This window comes from Streptomyces chilikensis, from assembly GCF_001642695.1.
Lineage (GTDB): Bacteria > Actinomycetota > Actinomycetes > Streptomycetales > Streptomycetaceae > Streptomyces > Streptomyces chilikensis.
This window is the reverse complement of the sequence record NZ_LWCC02000005.1, coordinates 1,998,503-2,022,073: the sequence shown is the minus strand read 5'-3', so window position 1 is coordinate 2,022,073 and position 23,571 is coordinate 1,998,503. Positions and strand designations below refer to the sequence as shown.

Genomic DNA, 23,571 nt, shown 5'->3' with positions numbered 1-23,571 from the left:
GCCGCCGCGGGGCGGCGACGCGGAGGCGGAGGCGGAGGCGGACGGCACCGACGGTGCCGACGGCTCGGACCGCGCGGGCGGTCCCGACGGGCCCGGGGTCCCGGAGCAGCCCGTGGAGCGCCCTGAGGCGGCCTCCACGACCGCGGAAGGTCCCACGGCCACCGGGGCCGCCCGGGAGGCCGTGACCGGCCCCGAGGACGCCGGAACGGCCACCGGGGACGCCGACGACGCGCGTGACGCCGTCGAGGACGCTCCGTCGGGTGCCGTGGACGCCGCCGTGCCCTCCGGCGACACCGCCGGGGATGTCCCCGCCGAGCCGTCCGACGACGGCCACGAGGACGAGCCGGTCGCCCGCGAGGACGAGCCGGACGCCGAGGACGTGTCGGACGCCGAGGACGTGTCGGACGCCCGCGAGGGTGGGCCCGAGGCCGGGGCGGACGACGCCGTGGTGGGCGCTGACGGTGACGAGGAGCCGGAGGCCGGGCGGAAGGTGCCCGCGTACGGGGCGTCGGCGGGTGTGGACCCGGAGGGTCCGGCCGGTGACCTGGCGGACGCCGAGGAGGCGTCCGACGTCCGCGAGGACGAGCCGGAGGCCGGGACTGAGGCGGAGAGCGGTGAGGAGCCGTCCGACGCCGCCGAGGACGCGCCGGTCGACGGCCGGTCCGCCGGCGGTGACCGTGACGACGAGCCGTCCGCAGGACGGGACGCCGCCGCGTCCGCCGCCCCGGTGGACGGGGGAGAGGACGCGAAGGCCGGGGCGGACGACCGGGACGCCGACGACGAGCCGGCCGGTGCCGCGCCCGCCGACGACGAGCCGACTGAGGCCGAGCCCGCGGATGAGCCGGTCGACGCCGAGCCCGCCGACGCCGAGCCGACTGACGCCGAGCCCGCTGCCGAGCCGGCCGATGCCGAGCCCGCGGATGAGCCGGTCGACGCGGCGCCCGCCGACGCCGAGCCCGCCGACGCCGCGCCCGAGGGCGAGCCCGGCGACGAGCCGGGCGAGGAGCGGGAGGACGCGCCGGAGGACGAGCCCGGTCCCGCGGCCAAGCGGCCCGGATGGGCCGCCGCGAGCCCGCTACCGGCGGAGGAGAAGGGCGACGGGACCCGCGTCCCCGGCAAGGCCGCACCGCCGGCCGGCAAGCCCGTGGACCAGCCCACCACCGCGATCCGCCTCGGCGCCCCCGGTGCCAAGCCGCGGGTGGACCAGCCCACCACGCAGCTGAAGGTCGGTTCCGGCCCGCAGCCGGCCACCCGGAAGCCGTCGGCGCCCGCCGCGGGTCCCGCCGCCGGGGCCGCTGCCGCCGGGGCGCCGGCCGGCGAGACCGCCGCCATCCCGCAGATCGGTCCCGAACGCACCACGCAGCAGCCGCTGCCGCCCAAGCCCCCGCTGGACCTGCTCGCCGAGCTGACCAACACCCCGCCGCCGCCGGACACCCTGCCCCGCCGGGTGGTGCGCCGGGTCAAGATCTGGACCCCGGTGGTGGTGCTGCTGGCGATCATCCTGGCGATCGTCCAGATGGTCCGCCCGCTGCCCGAGCCGTCCCTGGTGCTGACCGCCGAGGACTCGCACCGCTTCGGCGGCGACGCGGCGGCCCTCCCGTGGCCGGACGAGGGCCAGGGCTGGATGTCCGTCACCGGCATCGGCACCGTGGACCACTTCGGCGACCAGAAGCCCGTGCCGATCGCCTCGGTCACCAAGTCGATGACCGCTTACGTGATCATGAAGGAGCACCCGCTCAAGGTCGGCGAGAAGGGCCCCGAGATCCCGGTCGACGCCCTCGCCGAGAAGGAGGGCGGCTACGACAAGACGGGTGACGAGTCCACGCTCAACAGCGTCAAGGAGGGCGACAAGCTCACCCTGCGCGACGCGCTGTCCGCGGTGATGATTCCGTCCGCGAACAACATCGCGCGTCTGCTGGCCCGTTGGGACGCCGGCTCGGAGGAGGCGTTCGTCGAGAAGATGAACAAGACCGCCCGGGACCTCGGCATGAAGAACACCACCTACACCGACCCCTCGGGCCTCAAGGCGTCGACCGTCTCCACGGCCGAGGACCAGGTGAAGCTGGGCACCGAGATGATGAAGATGCCGGGCATGGTGGACATCACCCGGCAGGGCTACTGGGACGACCCGTACGGCAACCGGCACTACAACTACAACACCCTGGTCCCGTACGACGGCGCGATCGGCATCAAGACCGGCTCGACCACCAAGGCCGGCGGCAACCTGCTCTTCGCCGCCACCAAGGACGTCGACGGCGAGACGGTGACGATCGTCGGCGCGGTCCTCGGGCAGCACAAGAGCCCCATCCTGGACACCGTGAACGCCGTCTCCAAGACGGCCATGCTGGCCACCCAGAAGGTGCTGGCCTCGGAGACCATCCTCAAGAAGGGCGACGTCGTCGGTCACGTCGACGACGGCCTCGGCGGCCGGACCCCCGTGGTCGTCTCCGAGGACGTCAAGGCGGTCGGCTGGGCCGGGCACGAGGTCAGCCTGACCTTCGAGCCCGAGGAGAACCTGCCGCACGTCGCGCCCGCCGGGACCGAGGTCGGGTCGCTGACCGTCGGCGACGCCGAGGGCGGAGCGGTCAAGGTGCCGGTGCAGCTGCAGAGCGACCTGGCGGAGCCGGGCGCCGGAGCCAAGCTGACCCGCATCGTCTGAACGGCGCGGGTCCGCCCCGCCGTTCCTGCCGCGCGCCCTGCCGCGGGCCGCCCGACCGGGCGTTCCGCGGCAGGGCGCCGTGCTAGCGTCGCCGGGCGGTCCGGCGGAGCCCCGACCGGAGAACCGGCGGACCTGACAAGGGAGTTCGTCCAGGTGAGCACAGCGGAACCGGCGCGCACGCCATCCCGTGGGGCCTCGGTCGAGACGCCCCGGATCCGGGTGCCCGCCCCGGCCGGGCGGCCCGCCGCCGAAGACCTGCCCGGCCCCGTACGGCCTCCGCGGACACCCGGGCCCGCAACGGCGCCCGCCCCCGTCCCCGGTCGCGCCGCCCGCTTCCTCCGCCACCCGGCGACCGCCGTCACCGTCCTCGCCGGGGCCCTGCACGTCCTCTGGTTCTTCACGTTCGCGAACAGCGGCGGCGATCTCGCCGCCCAGGACGCCTGGGCCGAGTTCGTCGGCCGCAACCCCGACTCGGCCTACAACATGGCCTGGTACGGCGGCATGCACCCGGTCTCGTACAGCGTGGTCTCGCCCTACCTGATGCACGTCCTCGGGGTGCGGACCACGATGATGCTGTCCGGCACCCTCTCCGCCGGGCTGCTCACCCTGATCCTCTGCCACGCACGCACCGGCCCCGTTCCGCGCCCCGGGCCGGCGTTCCGCCACGTGTGGCCGGCCGCCCTCGCCGGTGTCCTCGGCCTGTTCTGCAACGCCGTCTCCGGCCGGGTCACCTTCGGGCTGGGCGTGCTCTTCGCGCTCGCCACGACAGCGGTCGTCTTCTGCCCGCCCCGCCCGTGGCACCGGCGGCGCTGGGCCAAGGCGCTGTGCGCCGCCCCGCTGGCCGCCCTCGCCACCATGGCGTCACCGGTGGCCGGGCTGTTCCTCGGCCTGATCGCCGTCGCCCTCTTCCTCCAGCGCCGCCTCCCCGGAGCCTGGGCGCTGGGACTCGGCCCGGCCCTGGTGGTCGCCGTGTCCGCCTGGCTGTTCCCGTTCTCCGGGACCCAGCCGATGGGCTTCACCACCACGCTGCTGCCGGTGACCGTCGCCGTCCTGGTGTACGCCGTGACGCCGGCCGGCTGGCGCACCGTCCGGATCACCTGTGCCGTCTACGCCGCCGCGGTGCTGCTGGTGTGGGCGGTCAGCTCGCAGATCGGCTCCAACATCACCCGCCTGCCCATGCTGTTCGGCGGCGTCGCCCTGCTGGCCGTGCTGCCGTTCACCGAGCCGCGCTCACGGCGCCGCCACGCGGTCCTGCTCTCCTTCACCGTCTTCGCCGGGTGGGTCGGCGTCAGCACCGTCAACGACGTGGTGAGCATGAAGCCCGACGCGATCTGGGCCCGCAACCTCGCCCCGCTGGTCGACCGGCTGAAGGAGGCCGACACCGGCCGGGGCCGCGTCGAGGTGGTCCCCGCCAGCTCGCACGCCGAGTCCTCCGCCCTGGTCCCGCACGTCAACCTGGCCCGCGGCTGGAACCGCCAGGCCGACCGGGAACGCAACCCGCTCTTCTACGACGGCTCGCTGGACGCCGCCACCTACCGCGAGTGGCTGAGCCGCTGGGCCGTCCACCACGTCGTCCTCCCGCTCCACGGCGAACCCGACGGCGAGGGCGGCCGCCGGGAGCGGGCACTGATCGAGGGCGGGCTGCCCTACCTGAAGGAGGTGTGGGCCGACGGCAACTGGCGCATGTACGCCGTCACCGACCCCACCCCGCTGGCCGACCCGCCGGCGCGGGTCGTCCGGGCCGACGAGGAGGGACTCGTCCTCCGGGTGCCGCGCCCGGGTCGGTACACCGTGCGGGTGGCCCACTCGCCGTGGCTGGGCCTCCTCGACGCCGGCGGCGCGGCCGTCCCGCCGCCGGAGCCGGACGGCGCCAACGCGCACGGCTGCCTGGCCGAGGGGGAGGAGGACGCCTGGGGAGTCGCCTGGACCGTCCTGGACGCCCCCGCCGCCGGCACCTACCGCCTCGCGGCCCACTACCGGATCCCGCGCGGCACGCCCTGCCCGGAGCCGGAGAGCCCTTGACCCCCGAGGGGGTCCCGGCCCGGACCGGGACCCCCTCGGGGACCTGAGCGGGACCCCGCCGGGGACCTGAGCGAGATCCTGCCGGTGGCCTGGGCCGGGACCTCAGCCGGAGCTCGTCGAGGATCCGGCCCGGGGCCCGTCGGGGGCCCGGTCCGGAACCTCCTCGGGGACCTCGACCGGGTAGGCCACGTCGCAGACCGGGTCGGTCGGCTCCGCCGACGGCCAGTCGGCGAAGTACACCTCCCGGCACGGCCCGGCGATCCGCAGTCCCCGGTCGGCGACCCACCGTTCCACCGCCTCGAAGGCGTTCATGATCATCGGCTGGGCCACCTCCGCCTTGGTGATCCGGGTGAACGCCAGCCGCCGTGCGGGTTCCTCGCGCACGCCCATGCCCTTGCCGTGCCGCGCCGCCCACTCCCGTGCCGCGCCGGCCTCCCGCACCGGCACGCACACCTCGGCGGGACCGTCGCTCTCCTGCGACACCTCCGAGTGGTAGACCACGAACGGGGCCGCGGCGACGCCCCCGCACTCCTCGGCCGCCACCGTGGTCAGCCGGTCCAGCGTGGTCCCGATCCAGGCCGGCAGCTCGCCGGCCAGGACGTGCCGCTGCAGGGTGAGCACCGTGCAGCCCGGCACGTCCACCGTCTCCGTCGTGTACCGCTCGCTCATCAGGGAGCTCCTTCCGTCCAGTCGCGCACGGAGGAAGTCCACGAGCGCCCGCTGCCCGGCGAGCCGCGCCTCGACGTCCGCCCAGTAGGCGCCCACCCGCTCGGCGGCCGCCCGGCCGTCGTGGCCCATCAGCGCCACCACGTCCGCGACCGCCGCCAGCGGCATGTCCAGGTGCCGCAGGTGCACGATGGTCCGGGCCCGCTCCACCTGCTCGTGCCGGTAGTAGCGGTATCCGGTCGCCGGGTCGACGTACGCCGGGGTCAGCAGCCCCAGCCGGTCGTACAGCCGCAACGCCTTCGCCGACAACCGCACCCTGGCGGCGAACGCGCCGATGCTGATCAGCTCGTCGCTCATGCCCGTGGCCTCCTCCGTCACCGGGCCCCCGGCCCGGTGACAGGGACACTGCGGCCTGCCCCAAGGGCAAGGTCAACCCGGTCCTCGCGACCCGTCGTCCAGCGGTTCAGCGGTTCACCGTTCCTCGGCTCACCGACTCACCGACTCACCGACTCACCGGCTCACCGGCCGAGCACCTTCTCGATCGCGGCCACGACCTCGTCCGCCTCCGGCTCCGTCTGCGGCGCGAACCGGGCCACGACGTTCCCCTCCCGGTCCACCAGGAACTTCTCGAAGTTCCACCGGACGTCCCCGGCGTGCCCCTCGGCGTCGGCGAAGCCCGTCAGCCGCCGGTAGAGCGGGTGCCGGCCCGCCCCGTTCACCTCGACCTTCTCGGTCATCGGGAAGGTGACGCCGTACGTCGCCGAGCAGAACTCCGCGATCTCCTCGGCCGACCCCGGCTCCTGCCCCATGAACTGGTTGCAGGGCACGCCCAGCACGCTGAACCCGCGCTCCGCGTACCGCTCCTGCAGCTTCTCCAGCCCGTTGTACTGCGGCGTCAGCCCGCACCGGGACGCCACGTTCACGATCAGCAGCGCGGTCCGCCCGGCGTACCGCCCCAGATCGGCGGAGCCGCCCCGCAGCGCCCCGATCTCGACGTCGAACACCGAACCCGCGTCCTTCGAACCCTCAGCAATGGTCATGCCCGGAGCCTAACCGGACCGCCGCGCGCACCCGGTCAGCTCCTGACCGATGACTTTCCGGCCCGCCTTCGGTCTCCTGTGCGTACCGTCCCGTACCGTGCGGCCCGTCGCACCGATGCGGTAATCACAGGCCAGGGAGCGAACCCAGATGCGTGTCGTCATCACCCAGTTCATCAGCCTCGACGGCGTCACCCAGGCGCCGGGCGGCCCCGAGGAGGACACCGACGGCGGGTTCGCCCACGGTGGCTGGACCGCCTCCCACTTCGACGACGAGGTCGTCGGCGGCGCCTTCGACGCCGCGCTCGAGGGCGCCGACGCCCTCCTCTTCGGCCGCCGCACCTGGCAGGTCATGGCCGGTGCCTGGCCGGAGCGGGCGGGCGATCCGTTCGCCGACCGGATGAACGCCATCCGCAAGTACGTCGTCACCGACAGCCTCGGCGACGCCGACCTGACCTGGAACAACACCGTCCGCCTTCCCGGTGCGGAGTTCCCCGGCCGGGTCCGCGCGCTGCGCGAGGAGGAGGGCCGCGACATCGTCGTGATGGGCAGTTCCTCGGTCGCCCGCGCCCTGATGAGCGCCGGTCTGGTCGATGAACTGCGGCTGACGCAGATGCCGGTGGTCCTCGGCGGGGGCAAGTCCGTCTTCCCCGCCGACGGCGGCCTCACCACCTTCCGGCTCGCCTCCGTCACCACCAGCCCCAAGGGCGTCAACGCCCTCGTCTACCAGCGGGCGGACGCCTGACACACCGCGCGGTCCCCCGGCAGCGGCCCTCAGAGCCCGCGCACCATCTGGTGGAAGGTCCCGGCGGACCAGCAGCACACGCTGCCGTCGTCCTCGAAGTGCCCCATGGACCGGTCCTCGTCCCCGGAGCCCCTCACCACGGCCGGACCGCCGAACCGGAGGACGACCTCGGGCTCGACCGGCCGGTCCTCGCCGTCCGGCGGCCACGCCACCCGGGTCACCGCCCGGTCGCCGTCCACCACGACGGCGTCCGGGACCCCGGACACCTCCCGCACCCGCTCGATCGTCCACCCGGCCGGAAGCCGCCCCTCGCCCGCACCCGTCATCCCGCCATGGTCGCAGCGGGCAGGGCGGACCGCCGCGGGCGGGGCGGCCCGGCGGGACCGGGACGGACCGGGACGGACGGGGAGGACGCCCGTGCCGGACGGCGGGCAACCGGCCGGCCCACCGGCCGCACCGTCCTGACCGGTCACCTCGCCGCCCTCCGGGCCACCGCCGACGGGGCCGCTCCGACGTGACCGCTCCGACGTGACCGCGCCGACACGACCGCGCCGACACGACCGCTCCGACAGGACCGCTCCGACAGGACCGCCGAGCGACGGCCGGTCCGTCCGGGGCGCCGGACACCGGCCGCCGGGTCCCACGTACTCAGGCCGATCTGAGTACGTGCGCTCTGCGGGCGGACCGTGGCGGTTCGTGACGATGGGGCCATGACTTCGACCTCGCGACCGGGCAAGCGCTTCCTCCCCCACCTCCTCTCCGTCCTCCTGCTCGCCGGAGTGGCCGCGGCCGCCTGGGCCGGGTGGCTGGGCTGGGACCAGGAGCGCGACGTCCACCCCGACGGCTCCTCGACCGGCCCGTACGAGGCGTGGCAGGTGATCGGCCTGGTCCTGACCCTCCTCGCCGCCGTCCTCTGGGCCGCGCTGCGCCGCCACTACGCCGGCGCGGTGTTCGGCACGGCGGCCGGCCTGGCCGGTGCCGCCTGGTACGACTGGTCGGACGACTCCAGCGGCCTGTTCGCCGTCGGCGTCTTCATGATCACGGTGACCACCCTCGGCGTCACGGCCCTCGTCTGCTTCGCCACGGACGCGGTGAGACGGAGGAACGCCCGCCGCACCGGGGCCTGAGGGGACGACGGGGCCGGGCCGGCCGCGTCCGGCGACGGCGCGGGCGCCGGGGCCGCGTCCGGCGACGGCGCGGGCGCCGGGGACGGGGCGGGACGGCGGCGGGCCGCGTCGGCGAGGACCCAGGCACGGTGGAGGCTCACCAGCTCCTCGGCCGACGCCCCGCACACCCGGGCGAACCGCTCCACCGGCGCGTACTCCGTCGGCACCGCGTCCCCGTTGCAGTACCGGTGCAGCGTCGACGTGCTCATGTGGAGTCTCTTGGCGAGCATCCCGTAGCTGCGTCCCGAACGGTCCTTCAGCTCCCGCAGCCGCCGCGCGAACTCCGCGGTGTCCTCTGCCCCCGTCATGCTTCCTCTCCCCCTCGTCATCCGGTGGGAACGTCCCGTCCCGGCGTTCCAGGCGACGGCGTTCTCGCTGGTCAGGGCGCTGAGAACGTTCCAGCGTCCCGAACACCCCGGCATCGTCGCCGCTGGGACGAAAACGCCCGCAAGCTGAGGTCATCCAAGCACGCCGCTCCGGCCGACAGGTCGAGCGGTCCGCCGAACTCCACCCTTCCGAGAGGTATTTCGCCATGCGTGTTCTCGCCGCCCGCCGCCCCCGTGTCCGTGTCCTCGCCGCCGCGACCGTCGCGTTCGCCGCGTTCTCGCTGACCGCCTGCCAGGGCGGCGCGGACGCCGGCGCCGTCGGTTCCTCCCCGCAGGCGTCCGCCCCCGCCGCCGGTTCGGGCGCCGACGCCGGGAAGGACGTGAAGCCGGCCGGATCGCAGAAGTCGGCCGACGGCGCGTCCGACGCGGGGAAGGGCACCGGATCGGCCACCGGTTCCACCGGGGGACAGGGCACGGACAAGGGCGGCCCGGCCGCCGGCTCCGGCTCGGACGCCGGCCGGGGTTCCGGATCGGACTCCGACGCGACTGCGGTCACCTGCACCGCCGCCAACACCAAGATCCGCGTCACCGCCGTCTCCCGCCCGATCAACCACGTCCTGATCACCGCCACCAACACCGGCGACACCCCCTGCTTCGCCTACCACGCGCCGTTCCTGCGGTTCGACGACGCCCAGGCGCCCGTCCCGGTGCTGCGCGAGAGCATCCCGCAGGCGGTCGTGACCCTCGAGCCGGGAGAGTCCGCCTACGCCGGGGTGATGACCGCGGTGGCCACCGGCGAGGGCGAGGGGGGCCGCACCGCGCACAAGCTGACCGTCACGTACGCGGACCGCTCGGGCGACGCGTCCGGCCGCGGCGCCACCGTGTCGCTGCCCTCGGGCGGCGTGTACGTCGACAGCAGCCACACGGTCACCTACTGGCAGCAGGAGATGGACCTGGCGCTGGTCTGGTAACGGCCGTCCGTCCGCTCCCGCGTCGCGCCCCTCACCGGCCACCCCGGTGAGGGGCGCGACGGCCGTGCGCGACCCCGCCCGGTCACCGGTCGCGGGAGCCGACCGGGCGTCGGCAAAGGGGTCCGCCCGGCGGGCGTAGCGTGGAGGGCATGACGACGTACGGTTCCTTCCCCGGTACGCGGCCGCGGCGGCTGCGTACGACTCCCACGATGCGGCGCATGGTGGCCGAGACCAGGCTCCACCCCGCCGACTTCATTCTCCCCGCCTTCGTGCGGGAGGGCGTGAACGAGCCGGTGCCGATCAGCTCGATGCCGGGGGTCGTGCAGCACACCCGGGAGACGCTGAAGAAGGCCGCGGCGGAGGCCGTCGAGGCGGGCGTCTCCGGGATCATGCTCTTCGGCGTCCCGGAGGACGGGAAGAAGGACGCCCTCGGCACCTGCGGCACGGACCCGGACGGCATCCTCCAGGTCGCGCTGCGCGACGTGCGGGCCGAGGTCGGCGACGACCTGATCGTCATGTCGGACCTGTGCCTGGACGAGTTCACCGACCACGGACACTGCGGCGTGCTCGACGCCGAGGGCCGGGTGGACAACGACGCCACGCTGGAGCGGTACGCGGAGATGGCACAGGTCCAGGCGGACGCCGGCGCCCACGTCGTGGGCCCCAGCGGCATGATGGACGGCCAGATCGGCGTCGTCCGCGACGCGCTCGACCAGATCGGGCGGGAGGACGTGTCGATCCTCGCCTACACCGCCAAGTACTCCTCCGCCTTCTACGGCCCCTTCCGCGAGGCCGTCGGGTCGTCGCTCCGGGGAGACCGCAAGACCTACCAGCAGGACCCCGCCAACCTCCGCGAGTCGCTGCGCGAGCTGGCGCTCGACCTGGAGGAGGGCGCGGACATGGTCATGGTCAAGCCGGCCGGCCCCTACCTGGACGTCCTGGCCCGGGTCGCCGACGCGGTGGACGTCCCGGTGGCGGCCTACCAGATCTCCGGCGAGTACTCGATGATCGAGGCGGCGGCGGAGAAGGGCTGGGTCGAGCGCGACAAGGCGATCCTGGAGACCCTGACCGGCATCAAGCGGGCCGGGGCGCGGAACATCCTCACGTACTGGGCGGTGGAGGCGGCGCGGATGCTGCGCTGACGCGACGCCGCCGGGACCGGGAGCCGCCCGGCCCCGGCGCCGGGCGGCTCCCGCGCGTCGCCTCGGAGCGGGACCGGAGCCGCCGGCCGGCGCCGCGTTCCCGCCCCCCGGCGCCGGCCGGTGGAGGAGGCGACGCCGGGGCGGACCGGTACCCTCGCGGCATGCCGCGCAAGGAGAGGACGTCCCGCCGTCTGGTCGCCGACGGGCGGACCTACCTGTGGAGGCACCGGCACAGCCACCGGAGGCCGGACGGCGGCCGGGCCGTGGACTGCCGCCAGGTGCTCACGCTGTCCACGCTGCCCACGCGACCGGCCACGGCCGGCGGCCGGCTGCGGATCGTCTTCGCCGACGGTCCGGGGCGGCTGGTCCCGGGCGGGGCGTACACGGGCTCCGGACACGTCGGGCTCGTGGCGGGCGCCGTCCTCAACCTGCACGAGCCGGGTGCCGTCCGGGCGCTGCTGGACGTGGCGCTGGCCCGCGGCTGGCAGCCGGACGTGCCGGGCGAGGTGGAGGTCGACGGCTGGAGCCTGCTGGACGAGGCGGCCGCCGGGCGGGGCGGGGGCGCCGGGGCCGCGGACGCCTGACCGGCGGCTCCGGCCGCCCCCGGTGCTCCGGCCGTACGGGCCCGTGGGCTGCCGCCTCGTGCTCCGGGCCGCGACCACGGTCCGCCGCCCGCACGACACCGGGCGGTCCGGGTGGCGGCTCCTCCTGCACCTCGTGCCGTTCGGGGTGCTGGTGCCGGTCCTCCGGCTCGGCCGCGACGGCGACCCGGGGACCAGCCGGCGGGGCCCGGGCCCCGAGCACGCGCAGGACGCCGCGACCGGCCGGCGACTCGGGGACGAGGTCATACCCGAGGAGGACCCCGGCCTGCCGGCATGAGACCCAGGTGGGCCCCGGGAACGGGAGCGAGGGCTGACGGCACGCGGGTGCGCGGGACGGATGATGGTCCGGTCCCAGACCCGACGGCCGTCAGGAGCACCCTCCCGTGACCACCACCGACACCGCAGACCGGGCCACCGCCGTGGTGGCCGCGCAGGCCGCGGACCTGACCAAGGTCTACGGCCACGGCGAGACCCGGGTGGTGGCCCTCGAGGGCGTCACCATCGACTTCCACGAGGCCGAGTTCACCGCGATCATGGGCCCGTCCGGGTCCGGCAAGTCCACCCTGATGCACTGCGTCGCCGGCCTCGACACCTTCTCCTCCGGCTCCGTCCGCATCGGCGGCACCGAGCTGGCCTCGCTGAAGGACAAGGACCTGACCCGGCTGCGCCGCGACCGGATCGGCTTCGTCTTCCAGGCGTTCAACCTGCTGCCCACCCTCACGGCCCTCGAGAACATCACGCTCCCCCTGGACATAGCCGGGCGCAGGCCGGACCGCGGATGGCTGGACACGGTGATCGGCATGGTCGGCCTGTCCGAGCGCCTCGGCCACCGGCCGGCGCAGCTCTCCGGCGGCCAGCAGCAGCGGGTGGCGGTCGCCCGCGCGCTGGCCTCCCGCCCGCAGATCGTCTTCGCCGACGAGCCGACCGGCAACCTCGACTCCCGTTCCGGGGCGGAGATCCTCGGCTTCCTGCGCGACTCGGTGCGCGCCCACCGGCAGACCGTCGTGATGGTCACCCACGACCCGGTCGCCGCCGCCTACGCGGACCGGGTCGTCTTCCTCGCCGACGGGCGGATCGTCGACGAACTGCGGGCGCCGAGCGCGGAGGCGGTGCTCGACCGCATGAAGGCGTTCGACGCGAAGGGCCGCGTCAGCTGACCGGCCGGCACCGCCGCCTCCCGCACCTCCGCCGAACGAGCCGAGAGACCTCCACCCATGTTCCGTACCGCCCTGCGCAACGTCCTCGCGCACAAGGCCCGACTGCTGATGACGATGCTCGCCGTGCTGCTCGGCGTCGCGTTCGTGTCCGGCACCCTGGTCTTCACCGACACCGTCTCGAACGCCATGCGGAACAGCTCCGCCAAGGGCTTCGACCAGGTCGACGTCGCCCTCGGCCCCGGCCCCGGCACGGGCCCCGGTGACGGGGACCCCGCCGAACCGCCGAAGCTCACCCCCGCGCTGCTGGAGAAGGCCGCCGCGGTCCCGGGCGCCGAGGAGGCGACCGGCGTCGTGGCGGGCTACGCCGCGGTGGCCGGCCGGGACGGCGAACTGGTCGCCGACAGCTTCCGCTCCCAGGGCGGCAACTACTGGGGCGACGCCGACCCCCGCTACCCGCTGGCCGACGGACGCGCCCCCCGCGGCGCGCACGAGGTCGCCCTCGACGAGCGGACCGCGCGTGCGGGCGGGTACGAGGTCGGGGACACGGTCCGGCTGTCCGTCGACGGACCGGTCCTCACCCCGACCCTCACCGGCGTCTTCACCACCGACGACGGCTCGGTCGCCGCGGGCGGCAGCCTCGCCCTCTTCGACACGGCCACCGCACAGGAGCTGTTCCACCGCACCGGCGAGTACGACGAGATCTTCGTCCGGGCCGCGCCCGGCACCAGCCAGGACGAACTGCGCGGCGCGCTGGAGGCGGTCCTGCCCGAGGGCGTCTCCACCAGCACCGGGGAACAGCTCGCCGAGGACCAGGCGGAACGCATCTCCGCGCAGATGAGCTCCATGGAGAGCGGCCTGCTGGTGTTCGCCGGCATCGCGCTCTTCGTCGGCACCTTCATCATCTCCAACACCTTCTCCATGCTGGTCGCGCAGCGCACCCGCGAACTGGCGCTGCTGCGCGCCGTCGGCGCCTCGCGGCGGCAGATCACCCGGTCCGTGCTGCTGGAGGCGGGCGTGGTCGGTGCGGTGGCGGCGGCGGCCGGGCTGGCCGCCGGCATCGGCGTGGGCGCGGGGATGCGGGTGCTGGCCGACCGCGTCGGCGGCGTCCTCCCGGACGGCCCGCTGGTGATCGCGCCCACCACGGTGGCCGCCGCGTTCGCGGTCGGCGTCCTGGTGACGGTGGGCGCCGCGTGGCTCCCGGGCCGCCGGGCCGCGAAGATCCCGCCGGTGGCCGCGATGAGCAGCGTGCACGCCACGGCGACGGTCAAGTCCCTGGTGCTGCGCAACACCTTCGGCGCGCTGCTCGCGGGGGCGGGCACCACCGTGGTCCTGTACGCCACCACCATGGAGCGGTCGGAGGCGCAGGCTCCGATGGGGCTGGGCGCGGTCCTGCTGATCCTCGGCGTGTTCGTGCTCACGCCGCTGCTGTCCCGGCCGGTCGTCGGCGCCGTCGCTCCGGTGCTGCGGCTGTTCGGGGTCTCCGGCCGGCTCGCCCGGCAGAACGCCGTGCGCAACCCGCGCCGCACCGCCGCCACCGCCTCCGCGCTGATGATCGGGCTCACCCTGATCACCGGCATGACGGTGGCCGCGAGCAGCCTGCGGACGTCCATCGACAGGATGGCCACCGCCGCGCTCGAGGCGGACTACGTGGTCTCGATGGGCAACGGCATGGGCCTCGGCCCCGAGGTGGAGCGCCGGCTCGCCGACGCGGAAGGGGTCTCGGCCACCAGCCCGCTGCGGATCGTGCCGGCCGAGGTGGACGACGAGACCCAGTACCTGACCGCCGTGGACGGCTCGGCCTTCGACGAGTTGATGGAACTCCCGCTGGTGCGCGGCGAGTTCGAGGTCGGCGGCGCCGGCGCCGTGATCGACGACCGGATCGCCGCCGAGCGCGGCTGGAAGCCCGGAACGCGCATCACCGCCTCCCACGAGGACGGCGCCGAGCAGGAGTTCACCGTCACCGGGGTGTACGAGCAGAACGAGATGTTCCGCGGCATCGTCGTGGACGCCGCGACCGTCGCCCCGCACCAGGAGCGGATCTCCGACCTCCAGGTCATGGTGAAGATGACCGACGGCCCCTCGGAGGCGAACGAGGACCGCCTGGAGGAGGCGCTCGGCGACAACCCGGCCATCGTGGTCCAGGACAAGCAGGCGCTCTCCGAGGAGATCGGGCAGACCTTCAGCCTGGTGCTGAACATGCTGTACGGGCTGCTCGCCATGGCGGTGGTCGTGGCCGTGCTCGGTGTGGTCAACACCCTGGCGATGTCGGTGTCCGAGCGCACCCAGGAGATCGGCATGCTCCGCGCGGTGGGCATGGTGCGCGGCGGCGTGGCGCGGATGATCCGGCTGGAGTCGCTGGTGATCTCGCTGTTCGGCGGGCTGCTCGGCGTCGGTCTGGGCGTGTTCTTCGGCTGGGCGGCCGGCGAGCTGATGGGCGGCACCATGAGGACGTACGAACTGGTCCTGCCGTGGGGCCGGATCGTCCTGTTCCTGCTGCTCTCGGCGCTGATCGGCGTCGTCGCCGCGCTGTGGCCGGCGCGCAGGGCCGCCCGTCTCGACATGCTGGCCGCGATCAAGGCCGACTAGGGACCGGTCAGGAGCCCGGTCAGGAGCCCGGCCGGGAACTCAGTCCCACCAGAACGACCAGACGTGACTGTTGCGCACCGCCTCCTCGGCGTACCGGCCGAGCGGGGCGATGCCCTGGTCGATGTTGTCGGGGCAGAACGCGTAGTGCTCGGCGGCCACCGCCTCGGCGTGCTCCGGGGCGGTGGGCGGCGAGGCGACGGAGAGGACCAGCTGGTCGAAGGTGAGGACGACGACCCGGGCGCCGAAGCGGTCCTCCCAGGAGCGCAGGACGGCACAGAGCCGGGCCACGTCGTTCTCGTGGTTGAGCGGACCGGACCAGCCGATGGCCGCCGGTATGTCGGCGCTGCGGCGGGCCGGCACGAGGGCGGGGCGCAGTTCCTTCAGCCAGGGGACGCCCTCGGCGAGGAAGTCCGCGGTGTCGGCGGCGTCGCCGTCCGGGTCGGCGCAGGGCGCGGTGGCGGGGGCGAGGCCCCGCCAGGCGTCGGGGGAGGCGTCCGCCTCGTCGGGGTCCTCCTGGTACAGCGCGAAGTCCGACCAGTGGCCGTCGAGCACCTCGAAGGCGTCGTGGTCCCCGGGGTACGACGTCCCGGCCGGGTCCAGGCCCCACCGGTCGGGAGTGCTCTGGCGGGTCCCGACGTCGAGGAACACCGGGAGGAGCCCGAGGTCACGGCCGGTCGCCCGCAGCGACGCCCAGTCGCCGACCGCGGCCGGCGCGTCGGCGCACCAGAGCAGCGGCTCGTGCCACGGACCGCCGGTGGTCGCGTCGACGAGACGGCCCGGCGGCAGCCGGAGCGTGGTGGACGGGTTCGCGAGGGCGTTGGGAAGGCTTGCCATGGGACGGGACTGTAGGGGGCGGCGCCGACAGCGACGTCGCTCCAGGGACAGGACAGGACAGGACAGGGCGTGGCCGTGACGCCGGGCGAGGCATGCCCGCACGGGGCGCTCCCGTGCAGGCCGCACGCGTGGGCCGGGCCGTCGGACGGACGGGGCCCGCCGCGGAGTTCGCGGCGGGCCCCGTCAATGCGTCGCGGGACTACAGGCGTTCCGGGGTCCGGATGCCCAGGAGCGTCATGCCCTGGCGGAGGGTGCGGCCGGTGACGTCGCACAGGAAGAGGCGGTTCTCGACCTGGGCGGGGGTGTCGGCCTTCAGGACCGGGCACTTGTCGTAGAAGGTCGTGAACAGGGACGCCAGCTGGTACAGGTACGCCGTCAGCTTGTGCGGGGCGTACTCGGCGGCCGCCTCGGCGACCAGGTCGCCGAAGCCGTCGAGGTGGAGGCCCAGCGCGCGCTCCGCCGCGTGCAGTTCGAGCTCCGGGTGGGCGGCGGGGCGGGTCTCGCCGGCCTTGCGGAGGATCGACCGGATGCGGGCGTAGGCGTACTGCAGGTACACCGAGGTGTCGCCGTTCAGGGAGACCATCTGGTCCAGGTCGAACTTGTAGTCGCGGTTGGCGGACGTGGAGAGGTCCGCGTACTTGACCGCGCCGACGCCGACCTGGGCGCCACGCTCGGCGATCTCCTCCTCCGTCAGGTCCTGGGCCTTCTCCCGCACGACCGACGCCGCGCGCTCGGACGCCTCGTCGAGCAGGTCCTCCAGGCGGACCGTCTCGCCCTCACGGGTCTTGAACGGCTTGCCGTCCTTGCCGAGGACCGTGCCGAACTCCAGGTGCACCGCCTTGACGGCGTCGCTCAGCCAGCCGGCGCGGCGGGCCGTCTCGAACACCATCTTGAAGTGGAGCGCCTGGCGGGCGTCCACCACGTACAGCAGGGTGTCGGCCTTCAGGCCGAAGACGCGGTCGCGGATCGCGGAGAGGTCGGAGGCGGCGTAGCCGAAGCCGCCGTCGGCCTTCTGGACGATCAGCGGGACCGGCTTGTCGTCCTTGCCGCGGATGTCGTCGAAGAAGACGACCAGCGCGCCCTCGGAGCGGACCGCGACGCCGGACTCCTCCAGCATGCGGGCGGTCTCGGCCATCATGGGGTTGTACGCCGACTCGCCGACGATCTCGTCGTCCGCGACGGGCATGTCCAGCTTGTCGAAGACCGAGTAGAAGTAGATCTTCGACTCGTCGACGAACCGCTGCCACAGCGCGAGGGTCTCCTCGTCGCCGGACTGCAGGGCCACGACCCGCTGACGGGCCCGGGTCTTGAACTCCTCGTCGGAGTCGAAGACCGCGCGCGAGGCCTTGTAGAGGCGGTTGAGGTTGGACATCGCCTCCTCGCCCGCCGCCTCGACGTCGGTGGCGGGGTCGGCCTTGTGGTCCAGCTCGTGCGGGTGCTCGATCAGGTACTGGATGAGCATGCCGAACTGGGTGCCCCAGTCGCCGATGTGGTGGCGGCCGACGGTCCTCTCGCCGGTGAAGTCGAGCATGCGGCGCACCGCGTCGCCGATCACGGCGGAGCGCAGGTGGCCGACGTGCATCTCCTTCGCCACGTTCGGCTGCGCGTAGTCGATGACCGTGGTGCCCGCCTCCGCGCGCCGCGGCACGCCGAGGCGGCCGGAGTCGTCGGCGGCGCGCGCGGCGAGGTTCTCGGTGATCGCCCGGTCGGAGACGGTGACGTTCAGGAAGCCGGGTCCGGAGACCTCGATGTCCTCGATCACGTCACCCGTGACCACCTGCTCCACGACCCGCGCCGCCAGCTCGCGCGGATTGGCCTTGGCCTTCTTGGCGAGGGCGAGGATGCCGTTGGCCTGGTAGTCGGCCCGGTCGCTTCGTCGCAGCAGCGGGTCCGCGGAGGCGGCCTCCGGCAGGGCAGCCGAGAGGGCGTCCGCGAGGCGCGCGTGGACGGAGGCGGTGAGGGACTTGACCGAGGCCATGGAGTGGGTGCCGTTCTCCTCGAAGACGGGTGTGCCCGGTCAGTATCCCACCTCGGCCGGTGCGGCCGCCTCGCCGTTTCCCGTCCGGCGTGGGGCTGGTGGGAAAGGTGTTTTCACGGTGGGGCCCGCACCTGGGAGAATGGGGGACACGGCCGCGCGGGCATCGCGGCGGCCGGGCGTCTCCCCTCAGGAAAGAAGGACGTGCCGATCGTGGCTCAGAGCACCGAGACCACCGACTGGGTCTCCCGTTTCGCGGATGAGGTCATCGAGGAGTCGGAGCGTCGGGCCCCTGGGAAACCGGTCGTCGTCGCGTCCGGCCTGTCCCCCTCGGGACCGATCCACCTCGGCAACCTGCGCGAGGTGATGACCCCGCACCTGGTCGCCGACGAGATCCGCCGCCGCGGACACCAGGTCAGGCACCTGATCTCCTGGGACGACTACGACCGGTACCGCAAGGTGCCGAACGGCGTCGAGGGCGTCGACGGGTCCTGGGCCGAGCACATCGGCAAGCCGCTGACCTCGGTCCCGGCGCCGAAGGGCTCGGAACACCCGAACTGGGCCGAGCACTTCAAGGCCGCCATGGTCGCCTCGCTGGCCGAGCTGGGCGTGGAGTTCGACGGCATCAGCCAGACCGAGCAGTACACCTCGGGCGCCTACCGCGACCGGATCCTGCACGCGATGAAGCACCGCGGCGACATCGACGCGATCCTGGACCAGTACCGGACCAAGAAGAAGGACCCGGCCCAGGACCTCAAGCAGAAGCAGCAGAAGCAGCAGAAGCCGGTCGACGAGGCCGAGCTGGAGGCCGCCGAGGGCTCCGGCGCGGCCGAGGAGGACGACGGCAGCTCCGGCGCCGGCGGGTACTTCCCGTACAAGCCGTACTGCGGCGGCTGCGGCAAGGACTTCACCACGGTCACCTCGTACGACGACGGGACGACCGAGATGACGTACGTCTGCACCGTCGAGTCCTGCGGCCACTCCGAGACGGTGCGGCTCAGCGAGTTCGACCGCGGCAAGCTGGTCTGGAAGGTCGACTGGCCGATGCGCTGGGCGTACGAGGGCGTCGTCTTCGAGCCCTCCGGCGTGGACCACTCCTCGCCGGGCTCCAGCTTCCAGGTCGGCGGGCAGATCGTCGGGATCTTCGGCGGCGAACAGCCGATCGGCCCGATGTACGCCTTCGTGGGCATCAGCGGCATGGCGAAGATGTCGTCCAGCAAGGGCGGCGTGCCGACGCCGGCCGACGCGCTGAAGATCATGGAACCGCAGATCCTGCGGTGGCTGTACGCGCGGCGCAGGCCCAACCAGTCGTTCAAGGTCGCCTTCGACCAGGAGATCCAGCGCCTCTACGACGAGTGGGACCGGCTGGAGGCCAAGGTGAGGGACGGCAGCGCGCTGCCGGGCGACATCGCGGCGTACACCCGCGCCGCCTCCACGGCCGCCGGCGAGCTGCCGGGGACGCCGCGGGCGCTGCCGTACCGGACGCTGGCCTCGGTCGCCGACATCACCGGCGGCCACCAGGACCAGGCGCTGCGCATCCTCAGCGACCTGGACCCGGCGAACCCGCTCTCCTCGCTGGACGAGGCGCGGCCGCGGTACGACAGGGCCGAGGCGTGGATCAACACGCAGGTGCCGGCGGACCAGCGGACCATCGTGCGCGACGAGCCGGACGCGGAGCTGCTGGGGTCGCTGGACGAGACCTCGCGGGAGTCGCTGCGGCTGCTGCTGGACGGCCTGGACGACCACTGGTCGCTGGACGGTCTGACCCACCTGGTCTACGGCGTGCCGAAGGTCCAGGCCGGGTTCTCGGCCGACGCCACGCCGAAGGAACTGCCGGCGGAGATCAAGACGGCGCAGCGGGCGTTCTTCGCCCTGCTGTACCGGCTGCTGGTCTCCAAGGACACCGGGCCCCGGCTGCCCACGCTGCTGCTGGCGGTGGGCGCGGACCGCGTGCGTCGCCTGCTCGGCGGCGCCGCCGCGTGACGAGGGCCTGAGCACGACGGTGCCCCGGTGGTCGTGACGACCACCGGGGCACCGGTGCGTTCCGCGGGAGGCGTCAGGCGATGTGGTCCTGGGCGAGCTCCACGTCGTAACGGGTGCCGAAGCGCTCCACGTAGTCGTTCAGCTCCGCGCCGGTGAAGGTGTGGCCGAACTGGGCCTCGAGGATCTCGCCGAGCTGGCGCGGGGTGGGGAAGCCGCCGTCGATGGCGCGCCGGAACACCTGGTAGTAGGCGTCCTCGCGCTCCTTCTCGGACGCGAACTCCGCCGTGGTGTCGGCGGCCGGCCGCTGCTCCTGGCGCGGGGCGGGGATGCTCACCTCGGGCTCCGGCGCGGGCGCGGGCCGCTGCCCGGGGTCCGGCTCGGCGTCGGGCGCGGCGCCCTCGCCGAGCGGGCGGGTGCCGCCGCCGGGCCGGCCGACGGGGACCGGGAAGTCGCCGGCGCCCTCGGGGGCGGGCCGGGGCTCCTGGAACTGCGGCCGCTCCTGGAACTGCGGCTCCCGGAGCTGAGGCTGCTCCTGGAGCTGAGGCTCCTCGAACTGCTGCTCCTCGAACCGCGGTTCCCTCGCCTGGTGCTGCGGCTCCTGCTGCGCGTACCACTGCTCGGTGGCCGGGTCCGGCTGGTAGGTGGCCGGGCTGTAGCTGCCGACGCGGGCGTCGTAGAACCAGGCGCTGCCGCTGGAGTCGTAGTAGAGCTGCTGCTCGGCGGCCGGCCGGGACCGGTCGGGGGCGGGCGGCGCCTGCTGGTCCTCCGGCCGCGGCGGCTGCCACGGCTGCTGCTCCCGGGGCTGCCCCTGCGCGGCGGCCTGCCGCGCGGCGGCCGCGCTCTCCAGTTCCGGGGCCGGCTCGGGTCCGGTGGCCGCGGCGCGGCCGCGGAGGTCGGGGCGGTCCTCACGCTCCACCTCGGCGGCCGGGACGACCGCGGGCTCGATGCCCGCCGCCGCAAGGCCCGCCGCGGCGGTGTCCGCGAGGGGCACGCCGTACTTGGCCAGCCGCAGCGGCATCAGCGACTCGACCGGGGCCTTGCGGCGCCAGGAGCGGCCGAAGCGGGCCCGCAGCCGGGTCCGGTACACCAGCCGCTCCTGCTCCACCTTGATGACTTCCTCGTAGGAGCGCAGCTCCCAGAGCTTCATGCGCCGCCACAGCAGGAAGGTCGGCACCGGGGACAGCAGCCACCGGGTGAGCCGGACGCCCTCCATGTGCTTGTCCGCCGTGATGTCGGCGATCCGCCCGACGGCGTGCCGGGCGGCCTCCACGGCGACCACGAACAGCACCGGGATGATGGCGTGCATGCCGACGCCCAGCGGGTCGGGCCAGGCGGCGGCGCCGTTGAAGGCGATCGTCGCGGCCGTCAGCAGCCAGGCCGTCTGCCGGAGCATCGGGAACGGGATCCGGATCCACGTCAGCAGCAGGTCCAGCGCCAGCAGCACGCAGATGCCGGCGTCGATGCCGATCGGGAAGACGTAGCTGAAGTTCCCGAAGCCCTTCTGGAAGGCGAGTTCCTTCACGGCCGCGTACGACCCGGCGAAGCCGATCGCGGCGATGACCACGGCGCCCGCGATCACCACCCCGATGAGTATGCGATGCGTCCGTGTGAGCTGTGGCGCGGCCACCCGACTCCCCTTCCAGACTGTCCTGTTGCGCGCACCAGGGTTGCACATGTGTACGGGTGCCGGGCGGTCGGTCGACCGCACCGGCACCCGCGGGGTGCCGCGCGACTCGGGCGGTGCCGGACGTACGCGGACGTCTCGTACGGCCGTGCGGCGGGGTTTCCCCCGCTACGGCGCGTGGGATCCGGAGGTCACGACCTGGCGGCGGACGCGGACGCGGAGGCGGAGGCCGACGGGGAGGCGGAGGAGCCGGAGGTGTCGTCGCCGTTCGCCGCCGCGACCTTCGCGACGGCCTCCTCGGCGGCGTCGGCCGCCCGCTCGCCCAGCGTCTTCACGCTCGGGGCGTCCTCGCCGGCCAGACCGGCGCCGTTGTAGTCGAGCGTCACCACGACGTTCTCGACCAGGGCGACCACGGTCTGCTGCTTGAAGAGGCCTTCCTTCTTCTTCAGGTCGTAGGTGACCAGGGTGGCCTCGTCGCCGACGCCCTCGACCGGCTTGTCGGCGACCTTCTTGGCGTCCGCGGTCTTCTTCGCGTCGGCGATCAGGGCCTCGTACTGCTCCTTGGCCTGCTCCTCGCCGGTGCCGCGCACCTGGCTGGAGTCGAAGCGCAGCAGCGAGACGCTCAGCCAGCGGTACTGCGAACCCTTGACGCCGTTGTCGTCGAGGCTGTTCCAGGTGCAGCTGCCGCGGGTGCCGGCGTCGTCGGTGCGGCCGGCCTTCTCCGTCTTCAGGCCCTTGGGCACCAGCTTGCCCAGCGTCTTCTTGCCCAGCGCGTCACACGCCTCGGGCAGCTCCTCGTAGGCGGCCGGCGCCACCGACGGCGAGGGCTTGGCGGAGGACCCGCCGCTGCCGGCGCTCTGCTTGGCGTCGGCCTTCGGCTCCGCGTCCGAGGAGCATCCCGCGGCGACGAGCACCACGGGGAGGACCGCCGCACCCGTCAGGGCGCGGACGACTCGCTGGACGGGACGGGTGGCTCGGTGCGCTCGCTGCATGGTTCCTTCACTCACGACGTCGCTTCGGCTCCTGCGGGACCCGGATACCCCCGACCCGGCGGATGACCGCGGGCGTGGTGTTCGATCCCGGTCCGACAGGTCACGGTACGCGGTGGGCGGGACCCGTCGCCCGTGCGGAGGCGTTCGCCGGACAGGTGGGCGGCGGCTGTGCCAGGGGGTCAGCCGGCCAGTTCCTCGGCCAGCGCGGCGGCCAGTTCACGGGCCCTGTCCTGCATTTCCTCACCGTCCGTGGTCTCGCCGGCCAGGGTCGGGCGGCTCGTGCGGACGATCTTCACGATGACGTTGGACGTGCGGAACACCACAGTGACGGTGCGCTCGGAAGAGGTGGTTCCGGCGGTTCCGAGGCTGTCGTCGAGGAAGGCCTCGTCGCCGAGGTCCTCCAGGGGGCGCGGGCCGAGGTCCGCCGCGCCGCCGGACCCCGCGGAGCCCTCGGGGGAGCCGGACGAGGGCTCGGCGTCCTCCCCGTCCGTCCCGTCCTCCCCGTCCGTCGCCGCGTCCGCGCCGGAGGCCGGCTCCGAGGGGGACGAGGAGCCGTCGGGGCTCGCGGACGACCCGGCGCCGGGGGCGGGGACGCCGGCCTCCTCGCGGAGGTCCGTGAAGATCTCCCCGGCCTTGTCGTCGTCGCCCACCGCGGGCTCGTAGGAGACCACCCGTTCGAAGTCGAGGGAGAGCGAGTCGGTGGAGTCCTGGGAGCCGGCCTGCCAGTGGCAGCCCACCCGGCGGTCCAGGTCGTAGGTGAGGTCGGCGGTGCCCTCGTAGGCGGCCTCGCGCTTCTTGGCGTCCGTGATCTGCCGCAGGCCGGGGAGCATCTCCTCCAGCGTGCCCTCGCCGACCGCGTCGCAGGGGTCGGGCAGCGTGCGGTAGCGGCCGGGCTCGGCCTCGGCCGTCGTGACGTCGGCCGCGCCGGGCTTGGAGTCGTCGGCCTGCCCGCCCTCCGAGGGACCGCCGCTGCAGCCGGCCAGCACGGCCGCGAGCAGGGCGGCGGTGCCGATGGTGTACGCCTTCCGCTGCACGGTCGGGCTCCTCTCGCGGGGTTAATCGGTTGCCGGGCGGACGGGGGCCC

19 protein-coding genes and 1 pseudogene are annotated in these 23,571 nt (G+C 74.1%); 11 read left to right on the top strand and 9 right to left on the bottom strand.

Features of this window, described 5'->3' with window-relative positions; all coding sequences use genetic code 11:
* The first annotated feature begins 181 nt into the window (after positions 1–181).
* Positions 182–2,659 (top strand): D-alanyl-D-alanine carboxypeptidase, encoded by a 2,478-nt coding sequence (locus tag A2U95_RS09065; RefSeq protein ID WP_420857021.1) that lies wholly within the window; start codon positions 182–184, stop codon positions 2,657–2,659.
* Between the two features lie 153 nt (positions 2,660–2,812).
* Entirely contained in the window at positions 2,813–4,681 is a 1,869-nt protein-coding gene (locus A2U95_RS09060) for an MFS transporter (protein WP_420856980.1), read from the top strand.
* 102 nt (positions 4,682–4,783) lie between these two features.
* Here the strand turns inward: A2U95_RS09060 and A2U95_RS09055 are convergent, their stop codons facing one another.
* Both A2U95_RS09055 and A2U95_RS09050 read right to left on the bottom strand, forming a co-directional pair.
* On the bottom strand, positions 4,784–5,704 hold the full coding sequence (locus A2U95_RS09055) for a MerR family transcriptional regulator (protein WP_206282845.1): 921 nt from the start codon (positions 5,702–5,704) through the stop codon (positions 4,784–4,786).
* 161 nt (positions 5,705–5,865) lie between these two features.
* Complete coding sequence (locus A2U95_RS09050) at positions 5,866–6,387, bottom strand: glutathione peroxidase (RefSeq protein WP_166021661.1); 522 nt, start codon at positions 6,385–6,387, stop codon at positions 5,866–5,868.
* Between the two features lie 148 nt (positions 6,388–6,535).
* Here A2U95_RS09050 and A2U95_RS09045 point away from each other — a divergent pair, with 148 nt between their 5' ends.
* Entirely contained in the window at positions 6,536–7,129 is a 594-nt protein-coding gene (locus tag A2U95_RS09045) for a dihydrofolate reductase family protein (RefSeq protein ID WP_166021660.1), read from the top strand.
* A gap of 29 nt (positions 7,130–7,158) precedes the next feature.
* On the opposite strand, the gene A2U95_RS09040 is transcribed toward A2U95_RS09045, so the two are convergent.
* On the bottom strand, positions 7,159–7,455 hold the full coding sequence (locus A2U95_RS09040; RefSeq protein ID WP_166021659.1) for a hypothetical protein: 297 nt from the start codon (positions 7,453–7,455) through the stop codon (positions 7,159–7,161).
* Positions 7,456–7,839: 384 nt separating this feature from the next.
* On the opposite strand from A2U95_RS09040, the gene A2U95_RS32575 reads away from it, so the two are divergent.
* Complete coding sequence (locus A2U95_RS32575; RefSeq protein WP_240957247.1) at positions 7,840–8,256, top strand: hypothetical protein; 417 nt, start codon at positions 7,840–7,842, stop codon at positions 8,254–8,256.
* A gap of 152 nt (positions 8,257–8,408) precedes the next feature.
* On the opposite strand, the pseudogene A2U95_RS33750 reads toward A2U95_RS32575, so the two are convergent.
* A pseudogene (locus tag A2U95_RS33750) lies at positions 8,409–8,603 on the bottom strand (helix-turn-helix domain-containing protein); the annotation flags it as partial.
* A 224-nt stretch (positions 8,604–8,827) separates the two neighbouring features.
* Between A2U95_RS33750 and A2U95_RS09025 the strand changes: the two are divergent.
* From A2U95_RS09025 to A2U95_RS09000, 6 genes are all read left to right on the top strand, one after another.
* Entirely contained in the window at positions 8,828–9,592 is a 765-nt protein-coding gene (locus tag A2U95_RS09025) for a DUF4232 domain-containing protein (RefSeq protein ID WP_166021657.1), read from the top strand.
* A gap of 149 nt (positions 9,593–9,741) precedes the next feature.
* On the top strand, positions 9,742–10,734 hold the full coding sequence (hemB, locus tag A2U95_RS09020; protein ID WP_166021656.1) for a porphobilinogen synthase: 993 nt from the start codon (positions 9,742–9,744) through the stop codon (positions 10,732–10,734).
* Positions 10,735–10,895: 161 nt separating this feature from the next.
* Positions 10,896–11,318, top strand: coding sequence for a hypothetical protein (locus tag A2U95_RS09015; protein ID WP_166021655.1), 423 nt, complete (start codon positions 10,896–10,898; stop codon positions 11,316–11,318).
* Positions 11,319–11,361: 43 nt separating this feature from the next.
* Positions 11,362–11,613, top strand: a complete 252-nt coding sequence (locus A2U95_RS09010; protein ID WP_166021654.1) for a DUF805 domain-containing protein — start codon at positions 11,362–11,364, stop codon at positions 11,611–11,613.
* A gap of 106 nt (positions 11,614–11,719) precedes the next feature.
* Positions 11,720–12,493, top strand: a complete 774-nt coding sequence (locus A2U95_RS09005) for an ABC transporter ATP-binding protein (RefSeq protein ID WP_166021653.1) — start codon at positions 11,720–11,722, stop codon at positions 12,491–12,493.
* Between the two features lie 57 nt (positions 12,494–12,550).
* Entirely contained in the window at positions 12,551–15,079 is a 2,529-nt protein-coding gene (locus tag A2U95_RS09000; protein WP_166021652.1) for an ABC transporter permease, read from the top strand.
* Between the two features lie 39 nt (positions 15,080–15,118).
* Here the strand turns inward: A2U95_RS09000 and A2U95_RS08995 are convergent, their stop codons facing one another.
* Both A2U95_RS08995 and argS read right to left on the bottom strand, forming a co-directional pair.
* The gene (locus tag A2U95_RS08995) at positions 15,119–15,913 is read right to left on the bottom strand and encodes a DUF4253 domain-containing protein (RefSeq protein ID WP_166021651.1); all 795 of its coding nucleotides are present in this window, start codon (positions 15,911–15,913) and stop codon (positions 15,119–15,121) included.
* A 199-nt stretch (positions 15,914–16,112) separates the two neighbouring features.
* A complete protein-coding gene (argS, locus tag A2U95_RS08990; protein ID WP_166021650.1) occupies positions 16,113–17,891 on the bottom strand; it encodes an arginine--tRNA ligase in 1,779 nt (592 codons plus the stop codon).
* Positions 17,892–18,092: 201 nt separating this feature from the next.
* Here argS and lysS point away from each other — a divergent pair, with 201 nt between their 5' ends.
* The gene (gene lysS, locus A2U95_RS08985; RefSeq protein ID WP_166021649.1) at positions 18,093–19,871 is read left to right on the top strand and encodes a lysine--tRNA ligase; all 1,779 of its coding nucleotides are present in this window, start codon (positions 18,093–18,095) and stop codon (positions 19,869–19,871) included.
* Between the two features lie 73 nt (positions 19,872–19,944).
* On the opposite strand, the gene A2U95_RS08980 is transcribed toward lysS, so the two are convergent.
* The 3 genes from A2U95_RS08980 to A2U95_RS08970 all read right to left on the bottom strand — a co-directional run bounded on the left by A2U95_RS08980 (position 19,945) and on the right by A2U95_RS08970 (position 23,521).
* Entirely contained in the window at positions 19,945–21,498 is a 1,554-nt protein-coding gene (locus tag A2U95_RS08980; RefSeq protein ID WP_206282843.1) for a DUF2637 domain-containing protein, read from the bottom strand.
* Between the two features lie 188 nt (positions 21,499–21,686).
* Positions 21,687–22,487 (bottom strand): DUF3558 domain-containing protein, encoded by an 801-nt coding sequence (locus A2U95_RS08975; RefSeq protein ID WP_240957246.1) that lies wholly within the window; start codon positions 22,485–22,487, stop codon positions 21,687–21,689.
* 179 nt (positions 22,488–22,666) lie between these two features.
* Positions 22,667–23,521, bottom strand: coding sequence for a DUF3558 domain-containing protein (locus A2U95_RS08970; protein ID WP_166021646.1), 855 nt, complete (start codon positions 23,519–23,521; stop codon positions 22,667–22,669).
* Between the last annotated feature and the right edge of the window lie 50 nt (positions 23,522–23,571).